Source organism: Nonomuraea sp. NPDC052129, from assembly GCF_040680095.1.
GTDB lineage: Bacteria > Actinomycetota > Actinomycetes > Streptosporangiales > Streptosporangiaceae > Nonomuraea.
The window spans coordinates 280,161-297,829 of the sequence record NZ_JBFAVX010000003.1 but is presented as its reverse complement, the minus strand read 5'-3'; the positions used below and the strand labels follow the sequence as shown (position 1 = coordinate 297,829).

At 62.2% G+C, this 17,669-nt stretch carries 22 protein-coding genes; 12 read left to right on the top strand and 10 right to left on the bottom strand.

What is annotated here, in order from left to right; genetic code table 11:
- Positions 1–168: 168 nt before the first annotated feature.
- From AB0L53_RS09370 to AB0L53_RS09355, 4 genes are all read left to right on the top strand, one after another.
- Positions 169–735 (top strand): Pycsar system effector family protein, encoded by a 567-nt coding sequence (locus tag AB0L53_RS09370; RefSeq protein WP_363992399.1) that lies wholly within the window; start codon positions 169–171, stop codon positions 733–735.
- A gap of 190 nt (positions 736–925) precedes the next feature.
- Positions 926–1,762, top strand: coding sequence for a hypothetical protein (locus tag AB0L53_RS09365; RefSeq protein ID WP_363992397.1), 837 nt, complete (start codon positions 926–928; stop codon positions 1,760–1,762).
- Positions 1,762–3,873, top strand: a complete 2,112-nt coding sequence (locus AB0L53_RS09360; RefSeq protein ID WP_363992395.1) for a hypothetical protein — start codon at positions 1,762–1,764, stop codon at positions 3,871–3,873. Before AB0L53_RS09365 ends, AB0L53_RS09360 begins: the two co-directional genes overlap by 1 nt.
- Complete coding sequence (locus AB0L53_RS09355) at positions 3,851–4,630, top strand: hypothetical protein (protein WP_363992393.1); 780 nt, start codon at positions 3,851–3,853, stop codon at positions 4,628–4,630. The genes AB0L53_RS09360 and AB0L53_RS09355 overlap by 23 nt, the downstream gene beginning before the upstream one ends.
- 930 nt (positions 4,631–5,560) lie before the next feature.
- Here the strand turns inward: AB0L53_RS09355 and AB0L53_RS09350 are convergent.
- The 6 genes from AB0L53_RS09350 to AB0L53_RS09325 all read right to left on the bottom strand — a co-directional run bounded on the left by AB0L53_RS09350 (position 5,561) and on the right by AB0L53_RS09325 (position 9,494).
- Complete coding sequence (locus AB0L53_RS09350; RefSeq protein WP_363992391.1) at positions 5,561–5,827, bottom strand: hypothetical protein; 267 nt, start codon at positions 5,825–5,827, stop codon at positions 5,561–5,563.
- A 447-nt stretch (positions 5,828–6,274) separates the two neighbouring features.
- The gene (locus AB0L53_RS09345) at positions 6,275–6,772 is read right to left on the bottom strand and encodes a S26 family signal peptidase (RefSeq protein ID WP_363992389.1); all 498 of its coding nucleotides are present in this window, start codon (positions 6,770–6,772) and stop codon (positions 6,275–6,277) included.
- On the bottom strand, positions 6,769–8,598 hold the full coding sequence (locus AB0L53_RS09340; protein ID WP_363992388.1) for an ABC transporter ATP-binding protein: 1,830 nt from the start codon (positions 8,596–8,598) through the stop codon (positions 6,769–6,771). Before AB0L53_RS09340 ends, AB0L53_RS09345 begins: the two co-directional genes overlap by 4 nt.
- Positions 8,595–9,107: a hypothetical protein gene (locus AB0L53_RS09335; RefSeq protein WP_363992386.1), complete on the bottom strand. Its 513-nt coding sequence runs from the start codon at positions 9,105–9,107 to the stop codon at positions 8,595–8,597. Before AB0L53_RS09335 ends, AB0L53_RS09340 begins: the two co-directional genes overlap by 4 nt.
- Positions 9,107–9,310 carry a hypothetical protein gene (locus AB0L53_RS09330; protein ID WP_363992385.1) on the bottom strand — a complete coding sequence of 68 codons (204 nt, stop codon included), beginning with the start codon at positions 9,308–9,310 and terminating at the stop codon, positions 9,107–9,109. Before AB0L53_RS09330 ends, AB0L53_RS09335 begins: the two co-directional genes overlap by 1 nt.
- Before the next feature lie 25 nt (positions 9,311–9,335).
- Complete coding sequence (locus AB0L53_RS09325; protein WP_363992384.1) at positions 9,336–9,494, bottom strand: hypothetical protein; 159 nt, start codon at positions 9,492–9,494, stop codon at positions 9,336–9,338.
- Between the two features lie 497 nt (positions 9,495–9,991).
- On the opposite strand from AB0L53_RS09325, the gene AB0L53_RS09320 reads away from it, so the two are divergent.
- From AB0L53_RS09320 to AB0L53_RS09305, 4 genes are all read left to right on the top strand, one after another.
- Positions 9,992–10,396 carry a hypothetical protein gene (locus AB0L53_RS09320; protein ID WP_363992382.1) on the top strand — a complete coding sequence of 135 codons (405 nt, stop codon included), beginning with the start codon at positions 9,992–9,994 and terminating at the stop codon, positions 10,394–10,396.
- A gap of 401 nt (positions 10,397–10,797) precedes the next feature.
- Positions 10,798–11,076: a hypothetical protein gene (locus AB0L53_RS09315; RefSeq protein ID WP_363992380.1), complete on the top strand. Its 279-nt coding sequence runs from the start codon at positions 10,798–10,800 to the stop codon at positions 11,074–11,076.
- Positions 11,067–11,462, top strand: a complete 396-nt coding sequence (locus tag AB0L53_RS09310) for a type II toxin-antitoxin system VapC family toxin (protein ID WP_363992378.1) — start codon at positions 11,067–11,069, stop codon at positions 11,460–11,462. The genes AB0L53_RS09315 and AB0L53_RS09310 overlap by 10 nt, the downstream gene beginning before the upstream one ends.
- Positions 11,463–11,845: 383 nt before the next feature.
- On the top strand, positions 11,846–12,175 hold the full coding sequence (locus tag AB0L53_RS09305) for a hypothetical protein (protein WP_363992376.1): 330 nt from the start codon (positions 11,846–11,848) through the stop codon (positions 12,173–12,175).
- Positions 12,176–12,241: 66 nt separating this feature from the next.
- On the opposite strand, the gene AB0L53_RS09300 is transcribed toward AB0L53_RS09305, so the two are convergent.
- The 4 genes from AB0L53_RS09300 to AB0L53_RS09285 all read right to left on the bottom strand — a co-directional run bounded on the left by AB0L53_RS09300 (position 12,242) and on the right by AB0L53_RS09285 (position 15,446).
- Positions 12,242–12,994 carry an AraC family transcriptional regulator gene (locus AB0L53_RS09300; protein WP_363992374.1) on the bottom strand — a complete coding sequence of 251 codons (753 nt, stop codon included), beginning with the start codon at positions 12,992–12,994 and terminating at the stop codon, positions 12,242–12,244.
- Positions 12,995–13,040: 46 nt separating this feature from the next.
- Positions 13,041–13,343 (bottom strand): antibiotic biosynthesis monooxygenase, encoded by a 303-nt coding sequence (locus AB0L53_RS09295; RefSeq protein ID WP_363992373.1) that lies wholly within the window; start codon positions 13,341–13,343, stop codon positions 13,041–13,043.
- 133 nt (positions 13,344–13,476) lie between these two features.
- Positions 13,477–14,082, bottom strand: coding sequence for a TetR family transcriptional regulator (locus AB0L53_RS09290; protein WP_363992371.1), 606 nt, complete (start codon positions 14,080–14,082; stop codon positions 13,477–13,479).
- On the bottom strand, positions 14,079–15,446 hold the full coding sequence (locus tag AB0L53_RS09285) for a hypothetical protein (protein ID WP_363992369.1): 1,368 nt from the start codon (positions 15,444–15,446) through the stop codon (positions 14,079–14,081). Before AB0L53_RS09285 ends, AB0L53_RS09290 begins: the two co-directional genes overlap by 4 nt.
- 288 nt (positions 15,447–15,734) lie before the next feature.
- Here AB0L53_RS09285 and AB0L53_RS09280 point away from each other — a divergent pair, with 288 nt between their 5' ends.
- The 4 genes from AB0L53_RS09280 to AB0L53_RS09265 form a co-directional block, all read left to right on the top strand.
- A complete protein-coding gene (locus AB0L53_RS09280) occupies positions 15,735–16,208 on the top strand; it encodes a hypothetical protein (protein ID WP_363992367.1) in 474 nt (157 codons plus the stop codon).
- Between the two features lie 435 nt (positions 16,209–16,643).
- Positions 16,644–16,958 (top strand): hypothetical protein, encoded by a 315-nt coding sequence (locus AB0L53_RS09275; protein WP_363992365.1) that lies wholly within the window; start codon positions 16,644–16,646, stop codon positions 16,956–16,958.
- Positions 16,955–17,074 carry a PQQ-binding-like beta-propeller repeat protein gene (locus AB0L53_RS09270; RefSeq protein WP_363992809.1) on the top strand — a complete coding sequence of 40 codons (120 nt, stop codon included), beginning with the start codon at positions 16,955–16,957 and terminating at the stop codon, positions 17,072–17,074. The genes AB0L53_RS09275 and AB0L53_RS09270 overlap by 4 nt, the downstream gene beginning before the upstream one ends.
- Positions 17,075–17,355: 281 nt before the next feature.
- Positions 17,356–17,669: hypothetical protein (locus tag AB0L53_RS09265; protein WP_363992363.1), on the top strand; the 314-nt coding region annotated here is incomplete at its 3' end.

Sequence of the window (17,669 nt, the reverse complement as noted above, 5' to 3'; positions counted from 1 at the left end):
CGGCGCGACCTCGAACCGTAACAATGATGGACACGAGCGGTCGTTGAGGCGGACGCAGAGTGTCAGCGATGCCTAGACGCTACTTCGCGAAGTACATGCGATGGACAGGAAATACCAGGAAACAGTACCCAAAAGACCCGGCGGAATTCGCTAGAAAGGCCTAGAGCCATGTACCGAAAAATACTGTCTATCCTCGCGAAAGTCGAGTCGGGCCAGCAGCAACTAGTCGAAGACGATGCGTATGCATACGGCGCCCAACTTCTCAGTGAAGCGCGAGAAGAACTGAATAGAGCGGACGCCAAGGCTCAGATTCTCCTCGGCATTGTTGGACTTGGCACAGGCGCCATCACGGGAGGCTTGATTGCAGGAAGCTGGTCACCATTCTCATTGTCTAACGCAGTAGAATGGCTCTGGTGGACGGGCGCAGCCGCCGCCCTCATGGCCCTCATCTGCTTAGCAGGAGCTGTATATCCACGCATAAGTAGAAAGAGGGTCGGCAAACCTGCTTCGATCGCCTACTATGGCGACATATTGCAGTTCGACTCAGTTGCCGAGGCTCGTGAGGCCATAATCGGGACGCGCACATTCGACCTCGCACGAGTCTGCGATCAGCTCATACAGGTGAGCAGCATAGTGAATCGAAAGTATCGTCTGATACGAACCGCATTCTGGCTGGCGCTGGCTGCGATTATAGCGACGATATCAGCCTTTCTGCTGAACTTGGCATTTCATTAATGGATACCGATTGTACGAGTCCTCGCGCCCGATATGTCTCATCCGATACTCTTCGGCATGCAATCTCAGGGTTGTCAGAGTGGGGATGACGGCGTAGGAAGGTTGCAGGACCCGGAGGAGCATGAGAGATGACTCCCTATGAGCCGCTGGATCCTGTAGGGCACGCTCAACGCCTACCTTAGGAGTTGCGGTGAATCACGATGCTGCGCCCGGGAACACTACGACCCAGCTCCCACCCTATCGTGGTCTCGTTGCGGTGGACTGCATACAGTTCAGCAAGAACCGCAGCGTACATCTGCCTGACCTCAGCGCCGCAATCCCGCAGGTACTGGAGAGGGCACTTGCCCTTTGCGATATACCTCAAGTTTGGGAGAGTCGTCGTTTCTCGCAAGACACAGGAGATGGATTCATCTTCGGAGTGAAAACGAGGCACATTCCTCATTTTATCGACGGCGTGCTACCGCGCTTACAGGACGTCCTGTTCCAGATGGCGCCTGGATTTCGCGCGAAGGACCGAAACCTAAACCTGCGTCTTAGGGTAAGCATCCATATCGGCCCGATCTACGATGCAGGAGATCGCTTAAGAGATCGAAAGAGTGAGCCCACCGTTCATGCGTGCCGGCTACTTGACTCTACCAGTCTCAAGAGCGCCCTCAAGCATAGTGACCCAGACGTCACTTATGTTGGAGCAATCATCTCGCAACGCGTTTTCGAAGACGTCGTGAGCGCTGGCTACACGCAACTTAAGGAGACTGAATTCGAGCAAGTCACTGCAGAAGTACCGGACAAAGAATTCTCTCAATCAGCATGGCTATACATACCACGCCGGTCTGGTAACGACCGGCAGGCCACCACAAGGGATCAGAAAATTACGACGCAAACTACGCCTTCAATTCCAAGCTCAACAGCAATTTTCCATGGCAACGTAGGTGGGAACATCACCGCAGGCCACATCTCCGACGGTGTTCACATCGAGCTTCCGGAAGGCTTCTTCGATACCTCCCGCAGACGTGAAAGGGAGGACTGATGACAGAGCCGGGCAACAGCATCGTTCCTTTGAGCGAGGAGCCTCAACAAGACGAGCCGACTCCAGGGCTTGAATCAACGGACGCCGATCCGCCTGCTGATGTACCACCGGAGGGCGAGCAGGAAGAACCTCTTCTGTCTCAGGCAATCTTCAATGAGGCCGTAGGTGCAGCGTTCGTTGGTTCCCGCATAGACAACCTCTACCTGTCGGAGACCCGACGGACAGTTTCATCCCGCGCACTACACAAAGACGTGTTGAGAAAGCTAAGAGAAGTCTATGTGCGAGTAGACAGAGAGGGCGTAAAAAAGGCTGATGAGATAACCCGCTTTCTTAGGGAAAAACCTTATGTTGTCCTGCGCGGAGAGTCTGGAAGCGGGCGACGGATCGCTGCAATAAATGCAGCCATGGATATCAATATGCGCCCTATCGAACTACTCATAGACCCAGATGATATCGATCAATCCTTGGCATCCGACGCTAACCGCGGCTACTTCATCGTCTTGAGCGAGATAGAGGAACAAGCAATCTCTAAATTCTCAAACGTCTTGCCTCACTATGTGGCACGACTTTGGGGTGTCTCATCAAGGCTAATCATTATTGCGACACCCAATGAATGTCGACTACTCGATTTGGAAGACCATGTCGTAGTGCGTATGATCGGTCCAGCCTCAGAAGATGTCTTCCAGAGTCATCTATCATTTCTGACCTCCAGGTCTAAGGCCACCGAGTGGGCTAAATATGCCAAGATTAAGAAAGTGCTTGACGTGGCCAGCACGCGTGAGGCCACACAACTCGCAAATAAGATCAAGGAGAAATCGGTAGAAGAAGGCGTAGTCTCGCCTGAGCTAGTGGAGGAAGTACTTTCCTCATACTACGACCCTGCAGAGCATCTTGAAGCTTCACTATCTGCTATCGGCGACACCGACCCATCCGCTTCAGAATATGCCCAAGCATTGCTTTTCGCAACGGCAACGCTAGAGGGCTCAAGGCCTGAGGATATCTTCACCGCCACCGACAAGCTCGTACAATTTCTGGACATCGAGACTTATCCCGGACGCGGAATTTTCGGCCCAGGAGTTGCGAAGCTGCTGCTTTTGATCGATGCGAAGCTAAGCAATAATGAGGTCACGTTTCGGCGACCGGGTTGCGCATTGCCGGTTATCGACCATATGTGGACAGACCGCATATATCTTCGCAAGCATCTCGGGCAATGGCTGATTCATCTCGGAGCAGAAAGCGAAAAGGCCAGCAGCGCCCTTTTGCATCTTGCTACATCTCAATATGCCCAAGAGCTCGTAACTGAAGCGGTCACAAGCTGGACTGCAAATGCAGTAGGAAGACGAAGAGCAGTTGAGCTCCTTACCGCTGCTTCTCTAAGCAACCGGGTAGGACGCGATATACGCCAAAAGCTTTATTACTGGTCTATTTCTGCCCCAACTGAAGAGGTCCAAATCGCTGTTGCGGAAGTTTGCGGAGGACCTCTCGGCATCGTCTTTCCTCGCATTGCTCTCACACGCCTACGACACTTGGCAGGCCGGCGATCCACACGACTCCGTGGAACGGTATGTGCAGCTATCGCCGAGTTAGGTAGACATCGAGGGCTGCTTAGGGATGTTCTCGTTGAAGTACTGAGTTGGCTCGACAAGAGTGCCGATGAGCAAACCACCGGTGTCCTTGCTTTCTCCACTCTGGCCAATCTGCGCGATGCAAATAGGTTCCTACTCGTGCCCGAATCACCCGGAGATGATGAGACCATTCGTGCGGTGGCCATGGGTTGGCGTACAGCCCTTCGCAACCAAGAAACTGAGCTAGGAGCTGCACAAATCGCGAGCGCCTGGTTAGAGGCGACAGCTCAGGCACAAGCGCCAAGGCAAGTAGTCATTGAGGTATTCGCGAAGGCATGTATCAATAGTTATGACATCGGGATTATAGTACCTCTTGCTCACCGTTGGGAGCGAGAGACGAGCGGTCATACAGAGATTCCGCGGCAGATGATTCGGGAGCAGCTAGAGGCCAGAATATCTGAACTAAACCCACGCCTGTGGGGAAATACGCCTATCACGATTTATAGCGAGATCAAGGAGAGGCATGGGTCTACTGACGTGGATTAAAGAGTTACTGGCCCCGGCATATGACTCGCCACCAGTGAGCTACCATACAACCAGTTCTTTTATTCGCTCCCTTGCTAGCTCGCTCGATAAGGCCTATTTTACGGCTTCGCTCGAACTTACTTGGATTAGCGATGGGCCTGGGCAACCACCTAGTGAAGACACTTATGATGTTCATCGCGGACTGCGCAAGGCCATCGAATCAGCCACTCGGAACTTCTCCGTCCTCTTGCTCGAAGAAGCCCAAGCACAAGCGGATTTTGCCGCTCGTCGGGCGGCCCGCACAATTGATTCTAATGTGGTATCGGCACGAGTCATTTTGTCCGTTGACGAAAAGACAAAGCTGTATGCCGAAAATTACGAAGACATCGTGCGAACGAACGCTCTAACTGAAGCAGATTGGCAGATGAGGGCCCAGCAGGCTCGATATATCCGAGACCATCTCCTTGTTGACGCACAGATGGCGCGCCTTTGGTGGCTCGACGGCCAGTCAGGTAAGCTTCCGGAGCTTCTGAGGATGGGTAGCGATTTCGAGAAAATCGTTGCATTGGTCCAATCAGGCGCAGGAATGATCGCGGAGCCAGAGGAGACCGCAAAAGAGGAGCGTATTGCCCACCTAATAAGGGAATTTCTCGATCCCTTAGGGCCTCAACATCGCGAGGTGCTCCTCAGTCAACTCGGCTCGATGTTCACCAGCTATGACCGTTCAGATCTGGCCGATAGGCTAAATGAGGTTAATGGTGACTCCACCACTACGTAACATCCCGTACGCCAGCCTTGTCATCAGTTGCAAATGATGAGCTGGCTCTACTCCGGATCGCTGTCATCACTGGTGTCTTGCTGCCACAAACCGTCCAACGGTGGTCGCTAGTACGGTTGGCATACGACCTCCAAAGAGCCTCCGGCGGGGGCCTCAGGCTCCGGGATGATCTCGGCAGGCCGTGCGTTCCCAGTGGCTGAGGTGCCCGCTCTTCCCCTCACCGTCGTCCAGAACAAGCCGAGCAGACCAAGGGCTGGAGGCGAAGGTCGTTCTTCCGGCAGGGAGCTCCACCTTCACCTCCAGCCCTTGGCCCGCTCCCCTAACGGGTGGGACGACGGCGACGGGAAGATCCGGCAGGAGGGAGGCGTGCGTCCGCACGGGGAACAGTCCGTGATCGCCGTGCCAGATCCGTGCCAGATGTCAAGGGAACACACGGAGAACCAGGGCACATAGAGGCGATCAACGAGAGAGCCCTCTTACCGCGTTTCCACTGGTGAAGGGGCTCTTTCTGCTGGTGTGGCAGGTGCAAGGTTCGAACTTGCGTAGGCTGAGCCGACGGTTTTACAGCTTTCAGCTCTTGCCATGCCTTCGGTCGAGATGCGCGCCGCTGCAATGCTCGCTCCTGGCGTATGCCTGCGAACTGGCCTAGGCGCATATGCTTAAGGCGTGAAGAGGCGTTCGCAGCGACAGCAAACAACCCCAGTGCGCCGCACCCGTCTCACTCTGGCAGCCGTATCCGCGCTCACCATACTGTGCAGTATCGCCTCCAACTACAGCGATTTCCCTGAAGCGCACCAGGTTGCAGCCGGACTCTTGGCCGTCATAGGTGCGGGTGCCGTTGCCCTAGGGCCAAGCAGCTTTACAAAAAAGCTCGTTATGAGAAATGCCAGGATCTTGTACGTCCGATCCGCTGATTAACAGCCGGCTGCCTTAGATGGACCTGACCCAGGAGCGGGCCACTCTCGCCGGCATACCGAGTTCGACTTGAACAAGCTGGATTGCTTGCTCCTCATACCCGCGGACCTTGAGCTGACGGACGCGCCCGGTGAGCTCCTCGGCTCTGAACCGGTCTGTGTATCGGAGTACGCGACGCTGTCTGAAGACTCGGATCACGCCCACCATCCACACGACGAGGCCGCAGATGAAGAGTCCGGGCACAACGAAGCCGATAATTTCCGGGAGCGAGAGATCGGACACAAGATGATCATATGGCCCTGGCCGCCGCCTCGAATGCTCCCCCATTTGATCGCCATGGGTTGCAGTTTGGGTTGCAGTTCCCCGCCGTACCATCCCGTTCCGCCAAAACCGTCCAGCCGCATCGGTCCACATGAGACGGCCTGGAACGGCCAAGATCCAAGCTGCTAATGCGGTTTGGTGGCAACACCATCCGGGGTTCAAATCCCCGATCCTCCGCATGTCGAAGGCCCTTCCCAGCTTTACGGGAAGGGCCTTTTCCGATCTGTGCGGTCATAGTTGCCGTCAGCCCGAGCGCCAGACCCCCTGTCAGACTCTCGTGAGACCTGGTGACAGACCTCGATCGGATCGGCCGAAGCGGCGCCCGTTCACGCCGGAGCACAAGCTGGAGTTGCTCCCGCACTTGGGCGGGTCGAGGAGAATCTTGCAGCCGGCGATCGTGGCGGGCGGTCAACGCGATGGCAGGCTGCGCATCATGACGCCGATGAACTGCTCGCCCCGTACGAAGCCGAAGTCCCGGGAATCCCAGCTGGAGTCCGGGTTGTCACCCAGCACGACCAGGGCGCGAGGGGGCACGACGGTCTCGGTTACGTCGCGGAGCGCCGGGAAGGCCTGTCTCGGCACCGGTTCGCCGGCCACCGCGACCGCCCGCTTGACGAGCAAATGCCAGCCAGGATCTGATCCCTCCGGCACCTTGTCCTCATCGCCGGGTTCGATGCCCGGCGGCAGACCGTCCAGCGGTGGAGGATTCGGGATCCTGACGACCACGATCTGGCCGGCGCGGACTCGCCTCGTCCGGCGGACGAGCAGTCTGTCCCCGGTGTGCAGGGTGGGTTCCATGCTGGGCCCGCGGACAGTGGCGACCAGGTACTGCCGACGAATCCACCACAGCGACATTCCCAATGTCAGCAAGCCGGATGCCGACAGGAGCAGATTGCCTGCTTTCATCGCACCTCCTGGTATCCCGAGGCCTGGAGCCGGAACAGACGGGCGTAGTGTCCGTCTGCGGCGAGCAGCCTCTCATGCGGTCCCTGTTCGGCGATCCGCCCGTCGTGGAGCACGGCGATGAGGTCGGCATCCCGTACGGCGCTGAGCCGGTGGGAGATCAGCAGGCTCGTACGACCGGCCCGATACTCCCGGATGCTGGTGTGCACCTCGTGCTCGGCCTCCGGATCCAGGCCGGAGCTGGGCTCGTCGAGGATCATCAGGTCTCTGCCGTCGCGGACGAGGGCTCTGGCCAGCGCGAGGCGTTGCCACTGTCCGCCGGACAGCACCACTCCCGTCTCCGGATCGCCCTTGTCGGCCTCGGAGAAGAAAATGCGGGTGAGTAGCGTGTCGTAGCCTCGCGGCAGCCCCGAGAGCGTCTCGTGCGCGCCCGCGCGGATGCCCGCCTCCTTGATCCGGGCCGGGTCGTCCAGGGCGGGCAGGTCGCCGAGGCCGATGTTCTCGGCGGCGGACATGTCGTAGTTCATGTGGTCCTGGAAGACGGCACTGATCCGCTCGCGAAGATCGGCGGGCGGGATGTCCCGCAGATCCACACCATCCCACAGGATCCGGCCGCGTGTCGGGTCGTACATCCTGCACAGCAACCTGATGAGGGTGCTCTTACCGGCACCGTTCAATCCCACAAGGGCAACCGAACGGCCGTGCGGAATCGTCAGATCGACCCCGCGCAGCACCCATGGATGGTCGTCGCTGTAGCGGAACCAGACGTCCTGCAGTTCGATACCCCGGCACAGCGCGGGGGCCGTACCCTCACCCACGCTCGGCAGATCGGGCTCGGTCCTGATCACCGCGACGAAGTGCGAGAAGGTGAGGAGCCGCTCGTGGATGGACGCCATCGAGGAGACGAGCGTGTTGAGCGCGGCCTGCACCCCGCCGACGGCCGCCACGAACATGGCGACGTCGCCGACGCTGAGGGAGTTCTGGCGGGCGGCCGTGATCGCCCACCACAGACCGGCACCCGCGACCGCCGCGCTCAGCGTGGTCAGGCCGCCCTGAGTCACCAGTTCCCGGCGGTCCATCTGCCTTTCGGCGGTGTCGGCCTTGCGCCGCTCGACCATCATCCGTGCACGAAGGAACGCGCCGATGCCGAACAGCCGGATCTCCGTGGCGGCCTGGACGCCGGTGAGCAGCCGGCTGTAGAAGAACTCGCGGCGGTGGATCTGCTCGATGTCCCACTGCATGGTGGCCCGCCTCCGCGACAGCAGCAGTTCGGCGACCAGTGATGGAACCGCGGCCAGCAGTACCAGGGCGGTCATGGCGGGACTGAGGATCAGCAGGGAGCCCACGAAGCCGATGAGGGACAGGACTCCGTTCAGGCTTCCGCAGACTCCGCTGACAAGGTCGCCGGTGCCCCCTGCGCCCTCCTGCGCGAGGCGCAGCCGGTCGAGGAACACCGGATCCTCGAAACGCCGCAGACCGACCTGCCGCTCGGCCGCCGCGAACAGCCGGTCGATCGCATCGGCTCGCGCGAGGCGCCCGGTCTGGGCGCGCAGGTAGCGGCCGATCCCCGGGAGCGCGGCGGCGGCCAGACCGGCCGCGGCCAGCCCGAGTGCGAGGCCCGCAACCGCGCCGTCGGGAGTCGTCAGCCGGTCGATGACCGATTTGGTCAGCCATACGGTGGCGATCGGGGCCGCCGCCTCGGCGAGTGTCAGAAAGACGTAGCCGGTGACCCCTCCTGGCGCCGACCGCCAGGTCAGCGACATAGCCTCCACGGCGGACGAGGCCAAGTCCCGGATCCCGGCCCGTCGGCTCGTACCCGAGTCACTCATGCCGTCGATGCGACGGAAAGGTCCTCCACGCGTCCGCCCGTGGCGATGACGCGGTGATCGGACCCGAGCAGGTAGAGCGCCGGGGTCCACGTGTTCTGGAACGCGTCTGCCACCGGGCCGTCGTAATCCTCCACGATCACCCGGGCCACCGGCACGAGCGCTTCGACCGCCTCCGCATCGTCCCCGGCGACCACCGCGAGCACGTTCTCCCGTCCGAGGGCGCGGGCATGCTCGGTGAAGCGGGGAAGCAGCTTGTGGCAGGGTTCGCATCCGGCGGAGAAGAACCCGACCAGGCCGGCGACCGTATCGTGGGACATCGGCTCGCCGTCGACGGTCACGGCGGCGAACTCGCCAACGGGCGAGCCAGGCCGCAACGCGATGGGAGGCCCGGCGTGCTGGACGCCTCCCCCGCCCATCTGCCTCATCCGGCGGATCAGGGTGAGGGTGAGTAGCAGATTCAACACACAAAGCAGACCGATGAGCACGACGGCGGCGGTCAGGTAAGGCATCAGGCGTTCCTTGCGAAGAGATCGACGATGTCGTCGAAGGAGGCGATCAGTCTCGCCCCGATGAGCCCCGCGGCACCTGCCAGGGCCGCCCCGCCGAGTGCGGGTAGGCCATCCGGCAGCAGTACGCCGAGCGCGGCTGCGATGATCAGCAGGCTGTTACGGACCAGGTGACGGGCGCCGTGCGGGCGGCGGCTGGCCGCCACCCGCGGGACGCCTACTTCAGCCGCATCAGCATTTGCCGACCTTGACCGTCTGGCAACCTTGGTCCAGGCAGCACTGACGGAGGTACTTGACTCCATCCTTGCAGTAGTAGTAGTTGCTGCAGCCGGCCTCCACGGTCACCTTGTGGGCGACGCGAGTCAGCAAGCGGTCGACGAGACCGAGCATGATGTCTCCTCTCTGGCCTTGCGGGGCGAGATGATGATGATCACGATGATCCGGTCTTCCGAATTACGGCGCAACGGTCGAGATTATTTTCGTAAATAATGATCAAGAGGTACAGGTTTTCATAATTTCGGCCAGAAGATATAGCGCCAAAAATAGGACCGAAATGGCCGCCGAACGCAACGGTCTGCTTGGTCAGGCCCGTTGCGACACCAAAGATGATCATGCGCCCGACCGCGAGCGCCCGTGACGCACCGGGTTGCGGTTTGGGTTGGAGTTCACCGCTGTCCCATGCCGTTCGGGGGAGACCAACCCGGCATGTTGGTCCAGATTTAAACGATCGGGACGGCTCTGCTTCGAGCCGCTGATGCGGTTGGTGGTAACACCATCCGGGGTTCAAATCCCCTCAAAAAAGTCAGCTTCTCGCGCAGTTCGGCGTTCTCCCGCTCCAACCGCCCACAACTGATCATGTTGAGGAGTGTGCCTTACACTCATCGCGCATGCGATTGAAGACGATCTTCGCGCTGTTCGCCGTCTACGCCGTCACAGCGGCGCCCGAGTTCCTGCCGGGCGAGTGGCGGGTGATCGTGCAACCCGCTACGGATGACGCGGTCGAGGTCTACTACCAACCTGTGTCCCCCGTGATGCTCAGGTCGTACGAGGGCATCGGACCGTTCCGGCGTGCTCTGGAGGCAGCCGAGCAGCGGGCCAAGACCTACCCGAACGACCTTGCCCCCCCGTACATCCTGCACGAGCCATACCGGCTCGTGGCCCCCTACGTCACCGCGCGGGGACGCGAGCTGGCCTTGCCGCCGATCTCGGGAGTGAACCCATCGGACGGAAGGTTCATCCCGTACACGGTCGGTCGTGCCCCAGGTGCGGCCTGCGGAGAACAGTCAAGCTGAGCTGACCGCGTTGATGGAGAGTGATGGTGGGCCGATTGACGAACCCGAAGTATTCGGCATGGGGATCGAGCCGGAGCTCGCTTTCGTAGAAGAAGCGCATCTTCTCGGACATGACAGGTCAGCTTAATCGTCAGGCTGGCCATGCCATATGGCGAAAGACGCTCGGCTTGGGCAGCCTAGCCGAGCGTCTCGCTATGCTCCTCGCAACGACTAATTGATCAGACGTGTTGCGACGAACCCCTAGAAAGCGCCGATCTGGAGAGGGGCTCTTCGATCTTCAGCCATGCCTGGGCGGACCATTGCCAGACCATTCCGCTGGTGATGATGGTTCTGGCTCCCGGTGGAATCGCCGCAGCAGCAAATCCCGCATGGCGCTGAGCATGTGCATGTAAAATGAAGGCATGCCTAGGAACATGCAGATCCGCGATGTTCCCGACGACATCGCCGACGCGATCGCCGCCCGAGCCCGTGCCAATGGGCAGTCCGCACAGGCCTACATGCTGGGCCTCCTGGCGGCGGATGCACGCCGTTCCCGCAACGTCGACCTCATCGCCCGGTTCGAGGGGCGTGACGACGGCATGCACAGCGCTCCAGGACAGGCCGCAGAACTCGTTCACCAGGCACGAAACGAGCGGGAGGAGCAACTCGCCGATACCACGGGAGACCGTCCATGCTCGTGATCGACGCCTCCGTCATGATCAATGCACTGGCCGATGACGGAGAGGCTGGCCGTGCCGCACGCAAGGCCATCATGACCGATCCCGCCTGGATCGCACCCGCACACATGCCCAGCGAAGTCGCCCACGTCGTCACCCGCCTCGTCAGGCAAGAACTGATCACACAAACGCGTGGGTGGAGCGCCTTTGAGGCGCTCACCCAGGCCGAGATCGATTTGGCGGACATCCGGCCCCTCCTGCCTCGCATCTGGGAATTGCGCGGCAACATCAAGGCCTACGATGCTGCCTACGTGGCGCTGGCCGAGGCTGAGGGTTGCACTCTGATCACCGGCGATGCGAAGCTCGCCAGCCTCCCGGTGGCCGTCGGCTGCGACATTCGTTTGGTTTAACACCTGGAGCTCTAGGGCGCGTCATGGACGGTGGCATCGGCCGCGCCCGTTGGCCCAGGTTGAACCGATCGGGACCTGATCACCTTCATGTCGACGCCGGCCGCCGGCATGATCGTGGTTGCGCAGTGACGCAGGCTGCGCGTGGTCACCAAGTGGTACAGCGGGTAGAGCCGCTCAGCCCTGTTCGCCCACGTGGAAACGCACAACGAGATCGTTGATCCACCAGTGGGCGGGACACCACTGGCCCAGCGCGACGGGATCGTTGCTTGGCCACTGGCGGCGCGGCCCGAGCAGTTGGTCCCCCAGGCGGTGACTTTCGGAACGTTTATCCGAGCTGTTCCGTTACTCAGCACGATGAAGTGAAGATCAGGAGGGGTCGGATAGTGGAGACAGTCCAGATCTGGTGGGACGCGCAAGGGGTAGCGCGGGGCATCAAGGTCACCAGCACGCTGGGGAGCAACCCCTACTCGATCCACTACGACCAGCATGGCGCCCAGGTGTATATCAACGACAAGAAGCTGGTTGCGACTGCCGGATATGTCGCTGATCTGGGGTGCTATCGGTTCACAGCCGTGGGATTTCTGCCCGACCGCAAGCTGAGCGAAGCGCGATGGCCAACCCTGGCCGATGCGGCGGCCGGAGCCGCCCACGCATACACGAAGTGGATCAACGAGCAGAAGGCAGTGGTGTGTATGCCAATCGTGGTGATGTAACGCCATCCTCCCTCTGCCCTCACTAGTGCTACGTTCCCCAAAGCGTGTGGGATTGCCCCCGCCCGGTCAGGGCCGGAAGCTGGCGCGGTACTCCGTCGGCGTGCGGGCGGTCAGCTGTCGGAACGCGGCGTTGAACGCCGACAATGATGTGTAGCCGACCATGAACGCGATCTCGGTGATCGGAGTATCCCCCGCAGCCAGTTCTTCGATCGCGCGTAGCACCCGCATCCGGCGGAGGACTGCCCGCCACGTCATGCCCGTCTCGTCCTCGAAGCGCCGGGCCAGCGATCGTGGTGCCAGGCCCACCTTGTCTGCCACGTCCTCGAAGCGGATCTCGACGCCGAGTCGCTGCTCGGTCAGCCGCAGGGCTCGGCGTAGTTCCGGTGAGCGTCCCACCGGCACGACGACGGGGCTCGGCTGCTCGGCGAGCCGCCAGGTCACTGCGGCGAGCGCGGTGAAAAGCGTCTCTGCGTACGCCGTTAGAGGTTCGTCGCTCTCGCCCCAGGTGCCGCACTCGGTCACCAAGGCGCGTGCCAGGGGACTGAGGTCGAATACGGTCAACGGTGCCGGCGGGGCCGGGGTGAATCTGGTGTCGAACAGTACCGACGCGGTCGTGACCGGCTGCGGGATGCTCACCTGTATCGCGTGGCCCGCCTCGATCAGGGCCGCCCGGGCCGGCGGTAGGAGCCACGACTGGCCCTGCGCCTCGAGCCGGAGGGCACCGGTCGAGGCGCAGAGCAGGTAGTGGCGGTCCACCTTGAGCTCGCGGGCGGGCTCCCGCGGGAACGTACGGACGAAGCTGTACGCCTTCCGGGTCATCCACAGCCTCGCATGAACCAATCGTAGGGAGCCGCCATGACGCCGGTCAGGCGACGGTCTCCAGCAACTCCGCGCGGAAGCGCCGGCTCACTGGCGACCCGGTCATCATCGGGCGAATCACCTTGCCAGAGCGTGCGAAGGAGTCCGACTTCTGGTAGCCGGCGAACGACTCCTCGTCCTCCCACTCGTGGATTATGGTCACCCGGGTCTCGTCCTCCCGGGAGGCGTACACCCGATAGGCAACGTTACCCGGCATCGCGCGTACCTCCTCGCGTACGCTGTCGAGCTGGGCCAGGGCTGCCGCGCGGTCAGCGGCGGCGGTGTCGAAGTCGACAATGGCAATGATCACGAGGACCTCCTGATTGGGGGCGGCGACTGCCGCGAGCGGATGTCTCGATCCTCACATCGAGCCGGCCTGGTCGGCTGCCGCGAGCCGGACGCGTTCACGCTTCTAACGGACACACCCAATCCAGGCCCTGATCTCACCGATTGTCAGGAGTCCGAGAGCTCTCTAGATGGGCGAGCGCGCTGTCCAACGCCGCCGGGGCGTCCAGCTCCGGGTTCTTGGCCCAGTCCAGCCAGACCGACAGCAGGATGCCGAACACCGCGCCTGCGACGGCCCGTACTCGGTCGTCGTGTTGCGGACGATCTAGCCTGGCTGCGACCAGTTCGGTGAGCGTCTGTTTGGTTCTGGTGATGTTGGCGAGGCTGGCCGCCCACAGCGAGGGGACGCTGAGCACCAGCGCCTGGCGCTCCCGCTTCGCGGTCACGTCCGCGTCGGTCAGGTCAGTGAACACGGCTCGGAAGGCGTTACGCAGCGCCGGCACCGGGCCGAGTTCGAGCGGCTGGGCCGCGTACGCCTCGGCGATGAGGGTGTCGTAGTCGTCGAGGGTGACCAGCGCTTCCTTGGTCGGGAAGTAGCGGAACACCGTCCGGTGCGAGACGTCGGCCGCCTGGGCGATCTGCTCGACGCTGGTGGCGTCGTAACCCTGCTCACGGAACAGGCGCAGCGCGTGCCGCTGAATGGCGGCGCGAGTGCCGGCCTTCTTGCGCTCCCGCAGTCCGGGCTGCTCGGAATCTGACATCATGCGAAATCCTTCAGCGGGATGACCGCCCGATACTTTCCGCCGGGGGATTGCTGCGGCGGCTCCTCAGCGCGTTCCAGGATGACATGGTCCAGCTTGTGGTCGGCCAGCAGACCGCCGATCCCGTCACGCACCGCCTGCCACACCGTTTCCGGGTCCGCCCCAGGCGAGGGCCGCAGTCGTATGCGCAGGCTCGCCGGGCTGGTTTGGACGATCTGATACAGCTGTACGCCAGGCGTACGATCCACGAGCGTGTTGAGCATCAGCGGCGCGATGACGACCTCGCCCCGCCCGGTGGCGAACGTGAGCACGTTGGCCACGCGTCCCTGTACCTGTATGGCCGGCAGGGGGTTGCCGCATGGGCACGGGTCAGGCCGTTGCAAGACGCTGTCGCCGAGGTCGTAGCGCAGGATCGGTTGTACGCGGTTGGCCAGATTGGTCACCAGAACGGTGTGGGATCGCCTGCCCGGCGGGGTCGGGGAATGGTCGGCTTCGACCGGTTCGACCAGGGCCCAGTCGCTGTTGACGTGATACCAGCCGTACGCGCAGCCCTCGGTGAGGAAGGGACACTCGCTGGCACCGTAGGTGTCGCGCACCTTGGCATCGAAGGCGCGGGCCATCCGCGCGTAGTCGCCGCTGGTCAGCGTCTCGCCGGCGGGTTCGACCACCACCGGCGCGATGTGCAGCCGTCCAGACTCTTGCTCGGCGGCGAGCATGTTGAGGACGCTGCCGTACCCGAGCAGGAGGGCGGGGCGGAACTCGTTGAGCGCCTCGACCAGTGCGTCGAGCGGGGTGTGCACGGAGAAGAGGCGGATGGTCTTGCGCTGTAGCCGGTGTGCGCGCATGCGGGCGGCGCCGGCCGAGACCAGGAAATGGCCGTTCGTCGCGGCCACGATGGCCATCCGCCCGCCACCTGCCACGATCCGGGTGGCATCGGCGAGGTCCAGCCAGGAGCCCATCATCCGCATGCTGAGGGCGTAGTTGACGGCGATGTCCCGATCGTCCTTGACGAAGATCGCGGGGTTTCCTGTGGTGCCCGAGGTGGTGACCACCAGGTATCGGTCGAGGAACCGTCCGCCTACCAGTTGCGGGTCTGCGGCGAAGGCGCGTGCCCGAGCCATCGTTACTTCGCGGTCGGTGGCCCAATGGTCGTAGTGCGCCATCAGCGCGGTCTTATCGGTGACCGGCAGCGATGCCGAGTCGTCGACGCGGGGAGGCAGGTCGCTGTAGAGATCCCGATAGTAGGGCGAGTGGGTGCGGGCGTGCTCGACGATCTCGGCGAGCCGCCGTCGCTGGACTGTCGCCCACTCGTGGCGCCTTCTGGTGCGGCGTGCGTCTTGCAGCAGCTGTGGAACGCTCTCCTTCATGCCGAACATTCTGTCACATGACTGTCAAAAGTTAGTGGGATGACAAGTTTTACCGTCCAGATGGTCACAGCGAGGCAGGTCGGGCCGAGCTGCCCGGCGGGCGCAGTGCGGTCAGTCAGCCGTACGCAGGCGCGAGAGCGACGGGCGTCAGGGCGATCACCACGGCGGTCGTACGCGACGGACGCCTGAGTGCCGCCAACCCTGCGTCGCCTGCCAACAGGGCATCTCGGCCCGGCGCCTCGTTAGAGTGTTAGCTCCGGATCGCTCTCCCCCGATGCGAGGACAAGCATGGCGGACGAACCTGCCAAGCCACGACGGCTCACTGTCTACGCTGAAGTCGCCGCCATCCTGGCCCTTGTCGTGGCGATTGTCGGCGTTGTCGTTGCCGTTTTCGCGTTCGAGCACGACAAGGAAGTCGCCGATGGCGGCCAAGGGGCCAATACGGTGGCCACGGCCACGCACTACTCGCCAAAGGTCGGCAGCCAAGAAACCGCCGAGGCCGACTCTTCTTCGTCCGGCTTTTGGGGCACGGCCGGAGTGGTGGCTCTAACCATAATCACTGGCCTGATCTCCAGCTTTCTGGTCTTCAAGTCCTGGGAAGAGCTAGTAATCTCTGACTTTATCGTGGTCCTCATCAACGCAGCTATCGCGGGAATGCATACCTTCGTACTGTCCCTGATGGGCATCACCTTGATTTGGGCGATCGTGCTCGCAGTGGTATTCGCGGTGATCGGGTTTTTTGCCAGCGTGTTCGCCACTTAGATCGGAGCTTCACGACGCTGACCGGCTCCCTCCGCCGCCGTTCGCTCGCCAAGCCCCGGCCAAGCTCCCCGGCTGCGCGCCGAGCGCCCCGCTGTGGTTGTACGGCGTGGAAGGGCCTTGGCCGCCACCCGTCCGCTTCGGCCAATGCCTCTCCATGGGCGGCCCGGGCTTTGCCAGAGAGCCTGCGTCTATTGACGGCTTGTTGTCAGTTGGTCACGCTTTGCTGCAATCAGCAGGCGAAAGGCTCGCTCTCCGGCTTTTCTTGGAGCGATGGTCCCATCGGTGTGGGGTGGCTGGTGGAGGCGCAGATTCAGCTCACGGGTGGCGATGAGATAGCTGAGTTCACCGCGTTGTGGCAATGGCTGGCCGACGAGCGGGCGCTGGCAGGACTGCTGCTACTCCGGCCGGGCCGTCCAGGCGCTGTCCGCCGAGGGTGTGGCCGACAGCGCGGGCATCCGGGGCGCCTACACGCTGACCGCCAGCGACCACGCCGCTCATGTTCCTCCGCTGGACCAGCAGGCCAACGCCTGTACTTCGTTCACCGGCGAGCTTCTGGATCTGGTCCGCACCGGCCTGCCCGACGGGCCGGAGTGGCTCACCCTGGACCTGATCTACCCGCATCTGCGCCACCGTCTCCACAGCCGGGGGCTGCCTGAGCCCAACCAGCGGGGCACCGACACCGCCGGCTCCGTCAGCGGTACGCCTGCCCCACCTGGCGCTTCCACCGCACTGACCCGCGCGATCGGCTGACCTACACCACCGGCGATTACATCATCTCCAGCCCGGCGCTGGCCGACGGGACCGTGTACATCGGCAGCAGCGACGACAAGGTGTACGCCCTGAACGCCACGACGGGCCGCATTTGACCTCAGCGGCCGGGACACCCGCGGCGGGCTGGCCAGAGGATCGAACCCTTCCGCCCCGAGGCGCGGGAAGGTCGGAAACCACGAGGTATGCGAATTAGATATTCGCCGAGACGGCGATGCTCCACGGCAGGCGGGAGCGGCTCGAAATGGTCCTATTTAGATATTCGACCAGTTTTTCTTGGGCGTTTCTTTATGAATTAAATCGAAGGCTTCGGGTATCGGGACGATGTATCCCCATCACGAACCTGGTGTGCTTATCCCGGCACTTGAAAGGACATCCCATGACCGCCACCGCAGAGGCCGAGCGTACCGAGACCTCCGAGCGCGAAGGTGAAGGGCGTTCCCTGGAAGCGCTGCTGCTTGCCGCGCTTGCGGCTCGCCGCGGAGAAGGGGAGGAGAGCGGCATCGAGCATCAGCTCCTGCTCGCCATGCTGATGCGCCGCCGCAGAGGAGGCGAAGAGAGCGGAATCGAGCACCCGCTGCTACTCGCCGCGCTGATGCGCCGCCGCGGAGAAGAAGAGGAGAGCGGCATCGAGCACCCGCTCCTACTCGCCATGCTGATGCGCCGCCGCAGAGGAGGCGAAGAAAGCGGCAT